At 60.6% G+C, this 15,270-nt stretch carries 15 protein-coding genes and 1 other RNA gene; 8 read left to right on the forward strand and 8 right to left on the reverse strand.

Going from position 1 to position 15,270, the window contains the following annotated elements; translation table 11 throughout:
• Positions 1–65: 65 nt before the first annotated feature.
• The 4 genes from NL116_RS02565 to NL116_RS02580 all read right to left on the reverse strand — a co-directional run bounded on the left by NL116_RS02565 (position 66) and on the right by NL116_RS02580 (position 5,450).
• Positions 66–1,184 (reverse strand): ABC transporter permease, encoded by a 1,119-nt coding sequence (locus NL116_RS02565; protein ID WP_494375890.1) that lies wholly within the window; start codon positions 1,182–1,184, stop codon positions 66–68.
• Positions 1,184–3,907 carry a ribosome-associated ATPase/putative transporter RbbA gene (gene rbbA, locus NL116_RS02570; RefSeq protein WP_494375891.1) on the reverse strand — a complete coding sequence of 908 codons (2,724 nt, stop codon included), beginning with the start codon at positions 3,905–3,907 and terminating at the stop codon, positions 1,184–1,186. The genes NL116_RS02565 and rbbA overlap by 1 nt, the downstream gene beginning before the upstream one ends.
• On the reverse strand, positions 3,904–4,869 hold the full coding sequence (locus NL116_RS02575; protein WP_494375892.1) for an HlyD family secretion protein: 966 nt from the start codon (positions 4,867–4,869) through the stop codon (positions 3,904–3,906). The genes rbbA and NL116_RS02575 overlap by 4 nt, the downstream gene beginning before the upstream one ends.
• 131 nt (positions 4,870–5,000) lie before the next feature.
• The gene (locus tag NL116_RS02580; protein ID WP_494375893.1) at positions 5,001–5,450 is read right to left on the reverse strand and encodes an EVE domain-containing protein; all 450 of its coding nucleotides are present in this window, start codon (positions 5,448–5,450) and stop codon (positions 5,001–5,003) included.
• 200 nt (positions 5,451–5,650) lie between these two features.
• Here NL116_RS02580 and NL116_RS02585 point away from each other — a divergent pair, with 200 nt between their 5' ends.
• Positions 5,651–5,803: a hypothetical protein gene (locus tag NL116_RS02585; protein WP_007942433.1), complete on the forward strand. Its 153-nt coding sequence runs from the start codon at positions 5,651–5,653 to the stop codon at positions 5,801–5,803.
• A 35-nt stretch (positions 5,804–5,838) separates the two neighbouring features.
• On the opposite strand, the gene NL116_RS02590 is transcribed toward NL116_RS02585, so the two are convergent.
• From NL116_RS02590 to NL116_RS02605, 4 genes are all read right to left on the reverse strand, one after another.
• Positions 5,839–6,444, reverse strand: a complete 606-nt coding sequence (locus tag NL116_RS02590; protein WP_494375894.1) for a 5-formyltetrahydrofolate cyclo-ligase — start codon at positions 6,442–6,444, stop codon at positions 5,839–5,841.
• 86 nt (positions 6,445–6,530) lie between these two features.
• Positions 6,531–6,709, reverse strand: a non-coding RNA gene (gene ssrS, locus NL116_RS02595) — 6S RNA.
• A 30-nt stretch (positions 6,710–6,739) separates the two neighbouring features.
• Positions 6,740–7,057 (reverse strand): cell division protein ZapA, encoded by a 318-nt coding sequence (locus NL116_RS02600; protein WP_007942435.1) that lies wholly within the window; start codon positions 7,055–7,057, stop codon positions 6,740–6,742.
• Positions 7,054–7,263 (reverse strand): TIGR02449 family protein, encoded by a 210-nt coding sequence (locus NL116_RS02605; RefSeq protein WP_007942437.1) that lies wholly within the window; start codon positions 7,261–7,263, stop codon positions 7,054–7,056. The genes NL116_RS02600 and NL116_RS02605 overlap by 4 nt, the downstream gene beginning before the upstream one ends.
• A 127-nt stretch (positions 7,264–7,390) precedes the next feature.
• Here NL116_RS02605 and NL116_RS02610 point away from each other — a divergent pair, with 127 nt between their 5' ends.
• From NL116_RS02610 to NL116_RS02640, 7 genes are all read left to right on the forward strand, one after another.
• The gene (locus NL116_RS02610) at positions 7,391–7,951 is read left to right on the forward strand and encodes a YecA/YgfB family protein (RefSeq protein ID WP_483843784.1); all 561 of its coding nucleotides are present in this window, start codon (positions 7,391–7,393) and stop codon (positions 7,949–7,951) included.
• Between the two features lie 27 nt (positions 7,952–7,978).
• The gene (gene pepP / locus NL116_RS02615) at positions 7,979–9,313 is read left to right on the forward strand and encodes a Xaa-Pro aminopeptidase (protein ID WP_494375895.1); all 1,335 of its coding nucleotides are present in this window, start codon (positions 7,979–7,981) and stop codon (positions 9,311–9,313) included.
• A complete protein-coding gene (gene ubiH, locus NL116_RS02620; protein WP_494375896.1) occupies positions 9,310–10,497 on the forward strand; it encodes a 2-octaprenyl-6-methoxyphenyl hydroxylase in 1,188 nt (395 codons plus the stop codon). Before pepP ends, ubiH begins: the two co-directional genes overlap by 4 nt.
• Entirely contained in the window at positions 10,490–10,975 is a 486-nt protein-coding gene (locus NL116_RS02625; RefSeq protein ID WP_494375897.1) for a DUF4442 domain-containing protein, read from the forward strand. The genes ubiH and NL116_RS02625 overlap by 8 nt, the downstream gene beginning before the upstream one ends.
• A gap of 9 nt (positions 10,976–10,984) precedes the next feature.
• Positions 10,985–12,202: a 2-octaprenyl-3-methyl-6-methoxy-1,4-benzoquinol hydroxylase gene (locus NL116_RS02630; protein ID WP_494377992.1), complete on the forward strand. Its 1,218-nt coding sequence runs from the start codon at positions 10,985–10,987 to the stop codon at positions 12,200–12,202.
• A 167-nt stretch (positions 12,203–12,369) separates the two neighbouring features.
• Positions 12,370–13,371, forward strand: a complete 1,002-nt coding sequence (locus tag NL116_RS02635) for an extracellular solute-binding protein (RefSeq protein ID WP_494375898.1) — start codon at positions 12,370–12,372, stop codon at positions 13,369–13,371.
• Between the two features lie 139 nt (positions 13,372–13,510).
• A complete protein-coding gene (locus NL116_RS02640) occupies positions 13,511–15,127 on the forward strand; it encodes an ABC transporter permease (RefSeq protein WP_494375899.1) in 1,617 nt (538 codons plus the stop codon).
• The last annotated feature ends 143 nt before the right edge of the window (positions 15,128–15,270 follow it).

The raw sequence follows: 15,270 nt of genomic DNA on the forward strand, positions 1-15,270 counted from the left end.
CCGGGGGGCTGCGCCGTCCGCGAGGGTGGTGAGCGCCCCTCGCCACATAAACACATCCTTTCGGGTCAGGACGCCAGGCTCTTGCGAAACCGCATCAGCGCAATCGCAAAGAACAGCAGTCCAATGGCGGTGAGTGCAAGCAAGTCCGGCCAGACCACGCTCAACCCGGCGTCGCGAAACAATATCGCGGCGCTCAGGCTGACAAAATGCGTGGAGGGCGAACCCTGCATGACCCATTGCAGCCATTGCGGCATGCTGTCCAGCGGTGTGCTGCCGCCGGATAAAAGCAACATCGGGATGATCACCGGAATGGCCAGCAGTCCGAATTGCGGCGTCGAGCGAGCCAGGGTGGCGAGAAAGATCCCCAGCGCAGTGCTGGCGAACAGATAGACCGCCGTCACCAGCAAAAACAGGCTCAGGGAGCCGGCCAGCGGAACACCCAGCGCCCCTTTGACTATCACCTCCAGCGACAGCCAGGTGCACAGCACCACGACCAGCATGTTGCTCCAAATTTTCGCCAGCATGATGTCCAGCGCCGTCAGCGGTAGCACCAACAGGTGGTCAAGGGTGCCGTGTTCCCGCTCACGCAGCAGTGCTGTGCCGGTCAGGATGATGGCGAGGATGGTGATGTTGTTGACGATTTGAATCACCGCCAGAAACCAGCCGCCTTCCAGATTGCTGTTGAACAGGGCACGGGTGGTCAGCAATACGGGCGCTTTGCTCGCCACATCGCTTTGGCCGCTGTAGGTCAACAGCTCGCGCTGGAAAATGCGTCCTATATAACCCGCGCCCATGAATGCCTGACTCATGGCAGTGGCATCGACATTGACTTGCACGGCGGGCTGACGACCGGCCAGCAGGTCTGTCTGGAAATTCGCCGGCACATTGATGACAAACGTGTACTGGCCACTGTCCATGACCTGGTCCAGTTGCCCGTACGGCAGCAAGGCCGGGCGCTGGAATTCCGGAGGTTGCAGCGCTTGCGCCAGTTGTCGCGACAGAAGACTGTGATCCTCGTCCACGATGGCCACGCTGGCGTTATGTACGCCGATCACCGAGCCCGCGGCCGGCATGTAGATCGCCACCGTAAAGGCGTAAAAAAGAAACAGCAGCAGCACGCTGTCATGCCGCAGGCTCGTCAGTTCCTTGAGACCCAGGCGCAGGATGTGTGCAAACTTGTGCATCAGGCCTCCTGCTTTTTCAGCATGACCAGGCTGAGCCCGGTGAACCCGAGAAAGAACCCGAACAGCGCCAGGCATTGTGGCCAAAGCTGCCGTATGTCCAGAGCCTTGGTGAACGTGCCGACTGCGATATCAAGGAAGTGCCCGGCCGGAAACAGCATCCCCATCGTTGCTGCAGCGCCTTCGAGGGAGGAACGAGGCACGATCAGGCCGGAAAACTGGATGGTGGGCAGGCTGGTAATGATCATGGTGCCGAGGATGGCGGCGATCTGGGTTCGGGTGAATGCCGAAATCAGCAAGCCCATGCTGGTGGTCGCCAATACATAGAGCAGCCCGCCAAAGGCCAGGGTCAGAAAACTGCCCTTGAACGGCACACCAAACAGCCATCGGTTCATCGCGACCAGCACAGCAAGGTTGATCAGGCTGACTGCCAGATACGGCGCCTGTTTGCCGAGCAGGAACTCGAGTCGAGTCAGCGGTGTGGCGTAGAAGTTGGTGATCGAACCCAGTTCTTTTTCCCGGACGATGCCCAGCGCCGTGAGCATGGCCGGGATGAACGCCAGGATCAGCGCCATGACGCCGGGCCCGATGGCGTTGACGCTGACCACGTCCTGGTTATAACGGAAGCGGGTTTCCAGCCGCGCGGCAGCTTGCCGGTTCAACGCCGGACCGCTCTGTTCGGCCAGTTGTTCGATATTGGCCTGGTGCACCGCCTCGACGTAGTTGCGGCTCGTCTCGGCGCGAAACGGCATACCGCCATCGAGCCAGGCCGCCACGGCCGGTTGGCGCCCGGCATACAAATCCCGACCAAATCCGGGAGGTACCTCCAGTGCCAGTTTGATTTCAGATCGCTGAAGACGGCGATGCAGTTCTTTGGCATCGTGGATGAGCGGTTGTTCATCGAAGTACCGAGAGCCGCGAAAGGCTTCCAGATACGCACGGCTCTGTGGCGTTTGATCCTGATCATAGACGGCGAAGGCAAGTTTCTCGACGTCCAGGGAAATGCCGTAACCGAAGATCACCATCATGAAAATGGCCCCGAGCAGCGCAAACGCCATCCGCACTTTGTCACGCAGCAGCTCCTTGCCCTCACGACTCGCCACCGCCATCAGGCGACCAGGACTGAAGCCGCGATCGTTCATTGGCGTGGCCGATATGGCGGGCGCATTGGCAGGTTCTGAAGGTGTTGATGGTTGCGAAGTGCCCTGGGCCTGTTCAAGGCAGGTGACGAACGCGGCTTCCAGCGTTTCCCCTTTGAACTGTTGCTGCAGGGCTGCCGGCGTATCGCACGCCAGTACCTTGCCGGCATGCATCAACGAAATGCGATCGCAGCGTTGGGCTTCGTTCATGAAATGGGTGGAGAGAAAGATGGTCACACCTTGCTCACGGGACAACTCGATCAGTAGTCGCCAAAAATCGTCCCGTGCCGCCGGGTCTACCCCGGATGTCGGTTCGTCGAGAATCAAGACTTCCGGCCGATGAAGCACTGCTACGGCCAGGGACAGGCGCTGGCGCAAGCCCAAAGGCAAGGCTGCGGACTGCTGTTCGCAAACGCTGGCCAGGTTGAAGCGCTGGATCAGCTCTTCGATGCGTTGTGTGCTTTCGATTTTCGGCAAATCGAACAGCCGTGCATGCAGGTCCAGGTTCTGACGCACGCTGAGTTCGCCGTACAGCGAAAAGCTCTGGGACATGAAACCAACGCGTTTACGAGTGGCCAAATCCTTGGCATTCACCGGATTGCCGAGCAGCGTAGCGCTGCCTTCGCTAGCCGGTATCAGCCCGGTCAGGACTTTCATTGTGGTGGTTTTGCCGCAGCCGTTGGACCCGAGAAATCCGAAGATTTCGCCACGACCGATGGCAAAGCTGACCTTGTCTACTGCGGTGAAGTCGCCGAAGCGCAGCGTCAGATCGTGGGCTTCGATGGCGATATCGGTGGTGGTGCCGGTTCGAGGCGGGATCACCAAGGGCTGATTATCGTGGTTGCTGTCGCCCTGATAGTGAGTGAAGGCTTCGTCGAGTTTGCCACTGGTTGTGACCGCCCGTAACGCCTTGGTTGCTCCGGTGGCAATCAGCTTGCCGCCGTCGAGCATCAGGCAATGCTCGAACTGCTCGGCTTCCTCCATATACGCGGTGGCAACCAATAGCGTCAGCTGTGGACGTTGGCGTCGCACATCGTCAACCAACTCCCAGAACCGCCGACGGGACAGCGGGTCGACGCCGGTTGTCGGTTCATCGAGGATCAACAGGTCCGGTTCGTGGATCAATGCACAACACAGCCCCAGCTTCTGTTTCATGCCACCGGACAGTTTGCCGGCCGGGCGGTCGGCAAAGCTCAACAGGTCGGTGGCCAGTAACAAACTGTGCATGCGCTGATCGCATTCGACTTTTGACAGGCCGAACAAGGTGGCGAAAAAGTGGATGTTCTCGCTGATGGACAACTCGGGGTAAAGGTTGCCCCCCAGGCCTTGGGGCATGAAGGCGATTCGCGCATAGAGGGTGTTGCGATGGCGGCGATCCTGGATCGCCCCGTCGAGGACATTCAGCTGCCCTTGCTGCAGCTTTTTCACGCCGGCGATCAGTCCCAGCAGGCTCGATTTTCCGGCGCCATCGGGACCAATCAACCCGCAACGGGTCCCGGCGGGCAGGCTGAACGTGATGTCACTCAGCGCCTGATGTGTGCCGTAGCGATGATCGATTGCGCAGGCTTGAACCGCCAGGCCGGTCATTGCAGGTTAGCCGGCCAGCCAACGGGTGCGGTGCGCACATAACCGGCACCGGGCATGCCGGGTTTGGCCTGGGGCATGGCCCCGGGATCCGTCAGACGTAACTTGACCCGAAACACGAGTTTTTGTCGCTCATCGCGGGTCTCGACTTCTTTAGGGGTGAACTGCGATTTGGCCGCGACAAAGCTGACCTTTGCCGGCAGTGGGCGGTCGGGCAGGGCATCGAGCAAAATCCGCGCTTCATCGCCCACCGCCAGGCGTCCAGTCACAGAGGTCGGCAGGTAAAGGTTCATGTATTGATCGTTCGGGTCGATCAGCACTAATACGCGTCCGCCGGCACCCAGCACTTCGCCGGGTTCGGCCATGCGCAGTTGGATCACCCCGTCGATCGGGGCTCGCAAACTGCTGTCGTCGATTTCACTGTTCAACTGCGCGACTTGCGCCTGTGCAGCGCCAATGGCAGCACCGACCGCAGACACTTGTGCACGGGCCGCTGCAACGGCGGCATTGCCAGTGCCAATACGCGCCTGCTGCTGATCGATGATTTGACCACTGACGAAACCGTGTTTGAACAGCGCCTCGGAACGACTGAATTCCTGTTGGGCGAGCAGTTGCTCACTCAGGCGTAATTGCACGTTGGCTTGCGCGGCGGTGAGGTTCTCCCGGGCGCGCAACACTTCGGCTTCGGCCTGGTTGCGTTGGGCTTCAAGGGTGCGGGTGTCCATGCGGGCCAGCAGTTGGCCTTTGCTGACTGTGTCGCCCTCATCGACGAATACTTCGGCCAGTCGCCCGGGTGTTTTACTGGCGATCTGTACTTCGGTGGCTTCGAGACGGCCATTGCCGACGTACACGCCTTCAGGCAACCGGTCATGCATCGACTTCCAGTAGCCAAAACCCCCGGCACCCAGCAGCAGTATCACTAAGGCACTGGCAAACAATATTGAAGAGCGACTGTGCGTAGACATGCGGGCATCCTGCGGCTGTTGCGTCCTAGTCTGGTTGATCGCACGCCGAGGCGCGTTGATACCAGTCAACTGAGGAGCAAGCCTAACCCTATTGAGTGCAGAAAAGAGGATGACCGGGTGGTTCTGCCTATTTAACGTAAATCGAGTACCGCTGCCCATTGCTCGGCGGTCACCGGCATCACCGACAATCTCGAACCCTTCTGCACCAGCGGCATCTGCGCCAACGCCGTCTGCTGCTTCAAATAATCCAGCTTCAACACCTTGGCAAACGTCTCGACATGCTCGACATCAATCGCACTCCAGGCGTTTTTCTCAGAGGTGGCCTTCGGATCGTAGTAATGACTCTCAGGCGCCAGCGCCGTCGGGTCCGGATACGCCGCTTCGACAACTTTTCCAATGCCGGCAATTCCCGGCTCCGGGCAGCTGGAGTGATAGAAGAAAAACGCGTCACCGACCGCCATGGCGCGCAAAAAGTTACGCGCCTGATAGTTGCGAACCCCGTCCCAGCGCGCTCGGCCAAGCGTCTCCAGACCTTTGATCGAGAGTTCGTCGGGCTCGGATTTCATCAGCCAGTAGGCCATGGATTTTGCTCCTTGCGAGGTCAGTGGAAAGGTTGTCGGGCAATTTTATGACAAACCGACAGTCGGTTGACGCCAGCGTTTGCGTGTCAGTTCACGTTGTCGCAAAATGCCGGCCTTCTAAGCTTGACGCTGCTGCACGGCCTACACCTGAAACGGAACCGCTGCTGTCATCGTGTTGATGTGCCTTTGGGGGGCAATCGATGAAACGCAAACCGGATTTACTATGGATTTTGGTTATTTTGTTCGGCCTTGGCGTCGTAACCACCGGTTATGCCCAAAGCCTGTGGAATAACAAGACCGACGCGCCGATCGAAATCGCGCAGCAACAGCAGCCGTCGGCGTTCAAACGCTAAACCTGTCTTTTGGACACCGCTGTTCGCAGTGGCGTCTAGTCTGCGAAATACCACGCCTTGTCTGTCACCGTTCCTTGCAACGGCACATCCCAGCTCGCCTGAGCCAATCGTTCGACTTTCTGACATTCATGGGCCAGCCCCAGCAGCGTCGGTTTGCGCCAGGTTTTGCGGCGCGCCAGATACGCCAGGCTTCGATCGTAGAAACCGCCGCCCATGCCCAGGCGTCCGCCGACGTCATCAAACCCCACCAGCGGCAACAGAATCAGATCCAGCGCCCACACTTTGCGTTGCCGGGCGAGATTGTGCCGGGGTTCGAGAATACGAAAACGGTTGGGTTTGAGTTTGTCGCCGGGGCGAATGCGCTGGAACACCATTTTGGTTCGCGGCCAGGCACTGAGCACCGGCAGATACGTGGCTTTGCCCCGACGTTGAGCGGCACGCAACAGGACGCGCGGGTCGATTTCACCGTCGGTCGGCAAGTACAGGGAGATGTGTCTGGCGCGGCGAAATAACGGCTGTTGGGCCAATTGCTTGTACAGCCCACGGGCAGCCTGGCGCTGTTGACTGGGTGTCAGGGCGCGACGGGCCTTGCGCAGCATGCGTCGAAGTTGCGGGCGGGGTAGCAGCGCAGGTTCGGTCATGAATTCAGGCTTCGACAGGACGAGTACATAAAGCGTACCCGTAAAAAAGCCGATGCCGGTAATTAAACCGGCATCGGACTGGAATCAGGCTCCCCGGATGAACCGCTGCTGACTTAGCCCTTGAACCCGAAAGTTCAAGGTGGAAGATGCAGTAGGCTTTAAGGCTTTCCGTCTAGCGGACATGCACACCAGCCCAACGTGCAGCCTCCAGGGTAGTGCGAATCGGCTCAGGGACGTGGTCAACTGGCAAGCACCCCAGGGAGTGAAGCGAGTATACCCCAAGCGGTTTCGTGTTTCAGCCCTTGGTGACATCCGGATCGGTGGCGAGCACCAGATCGACACGGTCCAGCAGGTCGCGAACCTGTTCGCGAGTCGAGCCGCTGGCCTGTACATCCGGGCGTTCTTCCTTGTGCAGGAGGTCATGCGTGATGTTCAGCGCGGCCATCACGGCGATGCGATCGGCACCGATGACCTTGCCGCTGCTGCGGATCTCACGCATCTTGCCGTCCAGGTAACGGGCAGCGCTCACCAAGTTGCTGCGCTCTTCCTGGGGGCAGATGATCGAATACTCTTTATCGAGGATCTGCACGGTAACGCTATTGCTTGAACTCATGAGTCTTGCTCCAGGGCCTTGAGGCGCGAAATCATCGATTCAACCTTACGCCGGGCGATTTCGTTCTTTTCAATGAGGTGCGCGCGTTCCTCGCGCCAGGTCTTTTCCTGAGCTAGTAAGAGTCCGTTTTGGCTCTTTAGTTGCTCGACTCGACTAATTAGCAGTTCGAGTCTGGCCATCAGCGCTTGCAGGTCGGTGTCTTCCATTGTGTCCACTGAATGTGTGCTTGATGGGGGTAGCGGGCGGACAGCCTTTAATAGTCTTGGCGAGTCTGTCGATGTAGGATACAAGGCCTTCATTCTAGACATAGCGCCGTCTGGCGCCTAGCTGCCCATGACCATTCAGAATTCCCCGTACCAAGCCTTCGCCACTCTGCTGACCTCCAGCGGTCATAACGTCTCGCCTGCCGAACTGCATGGCCTGTTGCTCGGCCGCAGTTGCGCCGGTGCCGGCTTCAATGCCGAAGAGTGGTTGATCGATGCTGCCGAATTGCTGGAAAGCGAACCTCAGGACAATGTCCGCAACGCCTTGATCGGCTTGCAGGAGATGGTCAAGGGCGAGTTGACCGGCGACGACGTGACCGTCGTTCTATTGCTGCCAACCGATGACGCGCCCCTGGTTGACCGTGCCGTCGCACTGGGTGAGTGGTGCCAGGGCTTCCTCAGCGGTTTCGGCTTGAACTGCCGGGACAGCAGCACGCTCAGCACTGAAGCTACCGAAGTACTGCAGGATCTGGCGGCCATTTCCCAGGTGCAAGATGCCCTGGAAGAGTCCGAAGACGGCGAAAGCGATTACATGGAAGTCATGGAATACCTGCGCGTCGCACCGCTGCTGCTGTTCTCCGAAACCAAAAAAGCCGACGTGCCACCAGCCGCCAAACCGTCGTTGCATTAATCGCGTGCCAGGAAAAGCCATCTGCCCATGATTCATATCCCGAAATCGGAATACAGCCGTCGCCGCAAGGCCCTGATGGCGCAGATGGAACCCAACAGCATCGCGATCCTGCCCGCCGCCGCGGTTGCCATCCGCAACCGCGACGTCGAGCACGTCTATCGCCAGGACAGCGATTTCCAGTACCTGAGCGGCTTTCCCGAACCTCAAGCGGTCCTCGTGTTGATGCCGGGACGCGCCCATGGCGAATACATCCTGTTCTCCCGTGAGCGCAACGCCGAACGCGAGTTGTGGGACGGTTTGCGCGCCGGCCAGGAAGGCGCGATCCGCGACTTCGGCGCCGACGACGCTTTCCCCATCACCGACATCGACGACATCCTGCCGGGTCTGATCGAAGGGCGCGATCGGGTGTATTCGGCCATGGGCAGCAACCCCGAATTCGACCGGCACCTGATGGACTGGATCAACGTGATCCGCTCTAAAGCGCACCTCGGTGCCCAGCCGCCGAACGAATTCGTTGCTCTGGATCACCTGCTTCACGACATGCGCCTGTATAAATCGGCGGCAGAAGTGAAGGTGATGCGCGAAGCCGCACGGATTTCCGCCCAGGCGCATATTCGCGCGATGCAGGCCAGCCGCGTGGGGCTGCACGAATTCAGTCTCGAAGCCGAACTCGATTACGAGTTCCGCAAGGGCGGCGCGAAGATGCCGGCCTACGGTTCGATAGTCGCTGCCGGGCGCAACAGCTGCATCCTGCATTACCAGCAGAATGACGCGGTTCTCAAGGACGGTGATCTGGTGCTGATCGATGCCGGTTGCGAGATCGACTGCTACGCCAGCGACATCACCCGCACCTGGCCGGTCAACGGCAAATATTCACCTGAACAGAAAGCGATCTACGAGCTGGTGCTGGCCTCGCAAGAAGCCGCCTTCGCCGAAATCGCCCCGAACAAACACTGGAATCAGGCGCACGAAGCCACGGTCCGGGTGATTACTACCGGATTGGTGAAACTCGGCCTGTTGCAGGGCGACGTCGACGAACTGATCACCAGCGAAGCCTACAAAGCGTTTTACATGCACCGCGCCGGCCACTGGCTGGGGATGGATGTGCATGACGTCGGCGAGTACAAAGTCGGCGGCGAATGGCGGGTGCTGGAGGTCGGCATGGCGCTGACGGTGGAACCGGGGATCTACATTTCCCCGGACAACCAGAGCGTGGCGAAGAAATGGCGCGGCATCGGCGTGCGCATCGAGGACGACGTGGTGGTGACCAAGACCGGTTGTGAAATATTGACCAAAGGCGTGCCGAAAACGGTCGCCGATATCGAGGCCCTGATGGCGCAAGCGCGGACACAAGCAGCATGAGCCGGGTCAATCTGGCAATCATCGGTGGTGGCCTGGTCGGCGCCAGTCTCGCGTTGGCGTTGCAGGCCGGGGCTAAATCACGCGGCTGGAAGATCGTCCTGATCGAGCCTTTCGCCCCGGGCGATACCTATCAGCCGAGCTACGACGCCCGCTCTTCGGCGCTGTCCTACGGCGCCAAGCAGATTTACCAACGGTTGGGCGTGTGGCAGGAAATCTCCCGCCGCGCCGAGCCGATCAAGCAGATTCATGTCTCCGACCGTGGGCGGTTTTCCACGGCGCGACTGTCGGCGATGGAAGAGGGCGTTCCGGCGCTGGGTTACGTCGTGGAAAACGCTTGGCTCGGCCAATGCCTCTGGCAAGGTCTGGACAAGGACGTGGTCACGTGGCGTTGCCCGGCCGAAGTCACGCGCATGGAGCCGCTGACCGATGGCTACCGCCTGACCCTCAATGATGAAACCACCCTGGAATGCGACCTCGCGGTGCTGGCTGATGGCGGCCGTTCGGGCCTGCGTGAGCAACTGGGGATCGGCATCAAGACGCGTCCGTATAACCAGAGCGCGCTGATCGCCAATATCACCCCGAGCGAAGCGCACAACGGCATGGCGTTCGAGCGATTCACCGACGACGGCCCGATGGCGCTGTTGCCGCTGCCGGACAACCGCTGCGCCTTGGTCTGGACCCGTCTGGGAATGGACGCGCAGCGGCTGGCCGCACTGGATGAAAAGAGCTTTCTAAGCGAATTGCAGGGTGTGTTCGGTTACCGCCTCGGCACGTTAAAACAGGTTGGCGCGCGACATCTGTACCCGCTGACGCTGATCGAAGCCGAAGAGCAGGTGCGTCCGCATCTGGCGATCCTCGGCAACGCGGCCCACAGCCTGCACCCGATTGCCGGCCAGGGTTTCAACCTGTCGCTGCGCGATGCGCAAGCGTTGGCGGAGGCCTTGTTGGCCAGCGAGAACGGGCCGGGCGACTTCGCCACCTTGCAGGCCTATCGCGAGCGCCAGCGTCTGGATCAAAACCTGACGGTGGGCTTCTCCGATCAGGTCACCCGATTGTTCGGCAGCACCCAGCCGCTGGTGTCGCTGGGTCGCAATCTCGGCCTGCTCGGTCTCGATCTGCTGCCACCGGCCAAGCGCTGGTTCGCCCGGCAGGCCATGGGCCTGGGTACTCGCCCCGATGCTTAAGTGGCTGACGAACAGGTTCGGCAAAGCGCGATTGATGCGTTGGTTCATGTCCTTTTACCCACCGTACGTTGGCGCCGGGGTTCGGGTGCGGCACATCAGCGATGACTTTCGCGACATCACGGTGTCCATGGGCCTGGGCTGGTACAACCGCAATTATGTAGGCACCCAGTTTGGTGGCAGCTTGTATTCGATGGTCGATCCGTTCTACATGCTGATGCTGATGGAAAACCTCGGGCACCGTTACATCGTTTGGGACAAGGCGGCGGACATCGATTTCATTTCGCCGGGCAAAGGCCCGGTGTTCGCCAAATTCCACATCGACGAGACCTTGCTCGACGAGATCCGTCGGCAAACGGCTGATGGCGAAAAATACCTGCCGAAGTTGCAGGTCGATATTCACGACGGCGCCGGCACCTTGGTGGCGCGGGTCGAAAAAACCCTTTACGTGCGGCTCAAGCCGCAAGCGAGACAGGTTTAAAGCATGGACATGCGCGCAGATCTGCTGATTGTCGGGGCCGGAATGGTCGGCAGTGCCTTGGCGCTGGCGTTGCAGGACAGCGGGCTGGAAGTCCTGCTGCTGGACGGCAGTCCCTTGAGCGTCAAACCTTTCGATGGCCAGGCACCGTTCGAACCGCGAGTGAGCGCCTTGTCGGCCGCCAGCCAGCGGATTCTCGAACGCTTGGGCGTGTGGGGCGGCATCGCCAAGCGACGCAGCAGTCCTTACACCGACATGCACGTCTGGGACGGCAGTGGCACCGGGCAGATCCATTTCTCGGCGGCCAGCGTGCATGCCGACGTGCTTGGGCACATCGTCGAAAACCGCGTGGTTCAGGATGCCTTGCTCGACCGTTTGCACGACTGCGACCTCGGGATGCTGGCCAATGCGCGACTGGAGCAGATGCGCCGCTCGGGCGATGACTGGCTGCTGACCCTGGCCGACGGCCGCACCTTGCGCGCACCGCTGGTGATTGCGGCGGACGGCGCCAACTCGGCCGTTCGGCGTTTGACCGGCATGGCGACGCGCGAGTGGGACTACCTGCACCACGCGATTGTCACCAGTGTGCGCAGCTCAAAATCTCACCAAATGACCGCCTGGCAGCGCTTCACCGACAATGGTCCGTTGGCGTTCTTGCCGATGGAGCGTGATGGGCAGCAAGATTGGTGCTCGATCGTCTGGTCGACCACGCCGAGTGAAGCCGAACGCCTGATGGCGCTGGACGACGACGGCTTCTGTCGCGAGCTGGAGCGCGCTTTTGAAGGGCGCCTCGGCACCGTACTCAGCGCCGACCCGCGTGTGTGCGTACCGCTGCGTCAGCGTCACGCCAAGCGTTATGTGGCCGAAGGCCTGGCGTTGATCGGCGACGCCGCGCACACCATTCATCCATTGGCCGGTCAGGGTGTAAACCTTGGATTTCTGGATGCTGCTGTGTTGGCGGAAGTGTTGCTGCAAGCGGCTGAACGAGGCGAGCGGCTGGCGGATGTCAAAGTGCTAAGCCGTTACGAACGCCGGCGCATGCCGCACAACCTGGCGCTGATGGCGGCGATGGAAGGGTTCGAGCGGTTGTTCCAGGCGGATCCGATGCCGGTGCGTTGGCTGCGCAATGCAGGGTTGAAGATGGTTGAGCAGATGCCCGAGGCCAAGGCGTTGTTTGTGCGTGAGGCGCTTGGACTGACTGGCGATTTGCCGGCGCTGGCCAGGGCCTGACATTTTCGTAGCGGCTGACGGCCCCTTCGCGAGCAAGGCGGCAGTTCAGTCACCGTAGATTTCGGGCGATGCAACATCTGGTAACTCCTCCGCGAACTGATCGATTGAGAAGCTAAATGTGAGTCCTTATCATTTGCCCTCACTTTTTCAATCGAGAGATCGCTCCCATGCTGCCGAAGCGTCTACTGACCGCACTCGCCCTGTCCCTGATTGGCAGCACCGCCGCCCAGGCCGCTGACGAGGTGGTGGTTTACTCCTCGCGTATCGACGAGCTGATCAAACCGGTCTTCGACGCCTACACCGCCAAGACCGGAGTGAAGGTGAAGTTCATCACCGACAAGGAAGCGCCGCTGATGCAGCGCATCAAGGCCGAGGGCGAGAACGCTACCGCCGACCTTCTGTTGACGGTCGATGCCGGCAACCTCTGGCAGGCCGAGCAAATGGGCATCTTGCAGCCGTTCACCTCCAAAGTGATCGATACCAACATTCCGCTGCAATACCGAGCGGCCTCCCACGCCTGGACCGGCCTGAGTCTGCGTGCGCGGACCATCGCTTACTCCACGGATCGCGTGAAGCCGGGCGAGCTGACCACCTACGAAGCTCTGGCCGACAAAAACTGGGAAGGGCGCCTGTGCCTGCGCACGGCAAAGAAGGTCTACAACCAATCCCTGACCGCCACCATGATCGAAGTCCACGGCGCCGACAAAACCGAGAAGATCCTCAAGGGCTGGGTGAGCAACCTGTCCACCGACGTGTTCTCGGATGACGTCGCGGTGCTGGAAGCGATCAACGCGGGGCAGTGCGATGTCGGGATCGTCAACACGTACTACTACGGTCGTCTGCACAAGCAGAAGCCGGACCTGGGCGTGAAACTGTTCTGGCCGAACCAGGCAGATCGCGGTGTACACGTGAACCTGTCGGGTATTGGCCTGACCAAGCACGCGCCGCACCCGGAAGCGGCCAAGGCGCTGGTGGAATGGATGACCACCCCTGAAGCGCAGAAAATCTTCGCTGACGTGAACCAGGAATTCCCGGCCAACCCGGTGGTAGCGCCTTCGGAAGAAGTGGCGGCGTGGGGCAAGTTCGTGGCCGATACCCTGCCGGTGGAAGTGGCGGGCAAGCGTCAGGCCGAAGCGATCCGCATGATGGATCGCGCTGGCTGGAACTGACACTGCTGCTGATTGTTCCCACGCTCTGCGTGGGAATGCATCCCCCGACGCTCCGCGTCGAAGCGTGACGCAGAGCGTCATAAGATGTGTGCCCACGCAGACCGTGGGCACAATCATTTTAATTTTCTAGAGAACCCCCTTGGCCCACCCCGCCCAACGCCGCTGGTATCCCCTGGTCTTCGCTATCGCTGCGCTGGTGCTGTTGCCCCTCAGTGTTTTACTGCTGTCCTGGCAAACCATCGATCCACAGATCTGGTCCCACCTCTGGGCCACCCAGATGCCACGCCTTTTGGGCAACACCCTGACCCTGATACTCGGCGTAGGGGTCGGCGTCACTCTGCTCGGCGTCAGCCTCGCGTGGCTGACCAGCCTCTGTGAGTTTCCCGGCCGGCGCTGGCTGGACTGGGCGCTGATGCTGCCGTTTGCGATTCCGGCCTACGTGCTGGCGTTTGTCTTCGTCGGCCTGCTGGATTTCGCCGGCCCCGTGCAAACCCTGATGCGCGAGTGGTTGGGCACAGGCCTGAGGTTACCGCGCGTGCGCTCCACCGGCGGGGTCATTATCGTGCTGGTGCTGGTTTTCTATCCCTACGTTTATCTGCTGGCCCGTACGGCGTTTCTCGCTCAGGGCAAAGGCCTGATGGAAGCCGCCAGGGTACTCGGCCAATCGCCGTGGCAGGCATTCTGGCGAGTGGCCTTGCCGATGGCGCGCCCGGCCATCGGCGCGGGGGTGGCATTGGCATTGATGGAAACCCTGGCGGATTTCGGTGCTGTCTCGGTGTTCAACTTCGACACGTTCACCACCGCGATCTACAAAACCTGGTACGGGTTCTTCAGCCTGTCCACCGCCGCCCAACTGGCCAGCCTGTTGCTCTTGGTGGTGATGGTGGTGCTGTACGGCGAGCGGCGTGCTCGCGGGGCCAACCGGGCGAGCAACGAACGGCCGCGGGTCAAGGCGCTGTATCACTTGCGTGGCTTCAAGGCGCTGGCGGCGATGAGCTGGTGCGCACTGGTGTTTGCCTGTGCGTTCGTCATCCCGATGCTGCAACTGCTGGTGTGGTTGTGGCAGCGCGGGCGCTTCGATCTGGATGAGCGTTACACCGGCCTGATTCTTCACACCTTGTACCTGGGCGCCATGGCGGCGTTGATCACGGTCAGCGTTGCGTTGGTGCTGGCGTTCGCCCGGCGCCTGGCACCGACCCGAACAATCCGCTCCGGCATCGGCCTGGCCAATCTGGGCTACGCCTTGCCGGGTTCGGTATTGGCGGTCTCGATCATGCTGGCCTTCAGTTACCTCGATCGCGAACTGGTGATCCCTTTGTCCGGCTGGCTCGGCGGCGCTGGCAAGCCCTTGCTGCTGGGCAGCCTGTCGGCGTTGTTGCTGGCCTATCTGGTGCGTTTCATCGCCGTGGCTTACGGGCCACTGGAAAGCAGCCTGGCGCGTATACGGCCATCTTTGCCCGAAGCAGCACGTAGCCTTGGCGTCAGTGGGCCACGACTGTTTTTCAAAGTGTATCTGCCGTTGTTGTTGCCGGGCTCGTTGAGTGCCGCGTTGCTGGTGTTCGTCGACGTGCTCAAGGAAATGCCCGCCACCCTGCTGATGCGCCCGTTTGGCTGGGACACGCTGGCCGTGCGGATCTTTGAAATGACCAGTGAAGGTGAATGGGCGAGGGCGTCTTTGCCGGCACTGACGCTGGTTTTGGTCGGGCTGTTACCGGTCATCGGATTGATTCGACGCTCGGCGCATCGAAACGCCTAGGTGCCAGTCCTACACCTTGCGGCTACAATGCGCGGCATTCGGTGCGGTCCGTCTGACAGACCCGGTGTCTGAAATCGGCTGAAAGCCTTTTACTTCAAGGTTTTCACCCCATGCAGCAACTGTCCGCACCTTCGCCACGCCCG

It is taken from the genome of Pseudomonas sp. FBCC-B1667 (genome assembly GCF_059133255.1).

Excerpts from the sequence above, each read along its gene's own strand:
- NL116_RS02565 (WP_494375890.1), bottom strand. The coding sequence starts at position 1,184 with ATGCACAAGTTTGCACACATCCTGCGCCTGGGTCTCAAGGAACTGACG.
- NL116_RS02630 (WP_494377992.1), top strand. The coding sequence starts at position 10,985 with ATGCGCGCAGATCTGCTGATTGTCGGGGCCGGAATGGTCGGCAGTGCC.
- NL116_RS02610 (WP_483843784.1), top strand. The coding sequence starts at position 7,391 with ATGACCATTCAGAATTCCCCGTACCAAGCCTTCGCCACTCTGCTGACC.
- NL116_RS02625 (WP_494375897.1), top strand. The coding sequence starts at position 10,490 with ATGCTTAAGTGGCTGACGAACAGGTTCGGCAAAGCGCGATTGATGCGT.
- pepP (WP_494375895.1), top strand. The coding sequence starts at position 7,979 with ATGATTCATATCCCGAAATCGGAATACAGCCGTCGCCGCAAGGCCCTG.
- NL116_RS02605 (WP_007942437.1), bottom strand. The coding sequence starts at position 7,263 with ATGGAAGACACCGACCTGCAAGCGCTGATGGCCAGACTCGAACTGCTA.
- rbbA (WP_494375891.1), bottom strand. The coding sequence starts at position 3,907 with ATGACCGGCCTGGCGGTTCAAGCCTGCGCAATCGATCATCGCTACGGC.
- NL116_RS02635 (WP_494375898.1), top strand. The coding sequence starts at position 12,370 with ATGCTGCCGAAGCGTCTACTGACCGCACTCGCCCTGTCCCTGATTGGC.
- NL116_RS02580 (WP_494375893.1), bottom strand. The coding sequence starts at position 5,450 with ATGGCCTACTGGCTGATGAAATCCGAGCCCGACGAACTCTCGATCAAA.
- ubiH (WP_494375896.1), top strand. The coding sequence starts at position 9,310 with ATGAGCCGGGTCAATCTGGCAATCATCGGTGGTGGCCTGGTCGGCGCC.
- NL116_RS02585 (WP_007942433.1), top strand. The coding sequence starts at position 5,651 with ATGAAACGCAAACCGGATTTACTATGGATTTTGGTTATTTTGTTCGGC.
- NL116_RS02590 (WP_494375894.1), bottom strand. The coding sequence starts at position 6,444 with ATGACCGAACCTGCGCTGCTACCCCGCCCGCAACTTCGACGCATGCTG.
- NL116_RS02600 (WP_007942435.1), bottom strand. The coding sequence starts at position 7,057 with ATGAGTTCAAGCAATAGCGTTACCGTGCAGATCCTCGATAAAGAGTAT.
- NL116_RS02575 (WP_494375892.1), bottom strand. The coding sequence starts at position 4,869 with ATGTCTACGCACAGTCGCTCTTCAATATTGTTTGCCAGTGCCTTAGTG.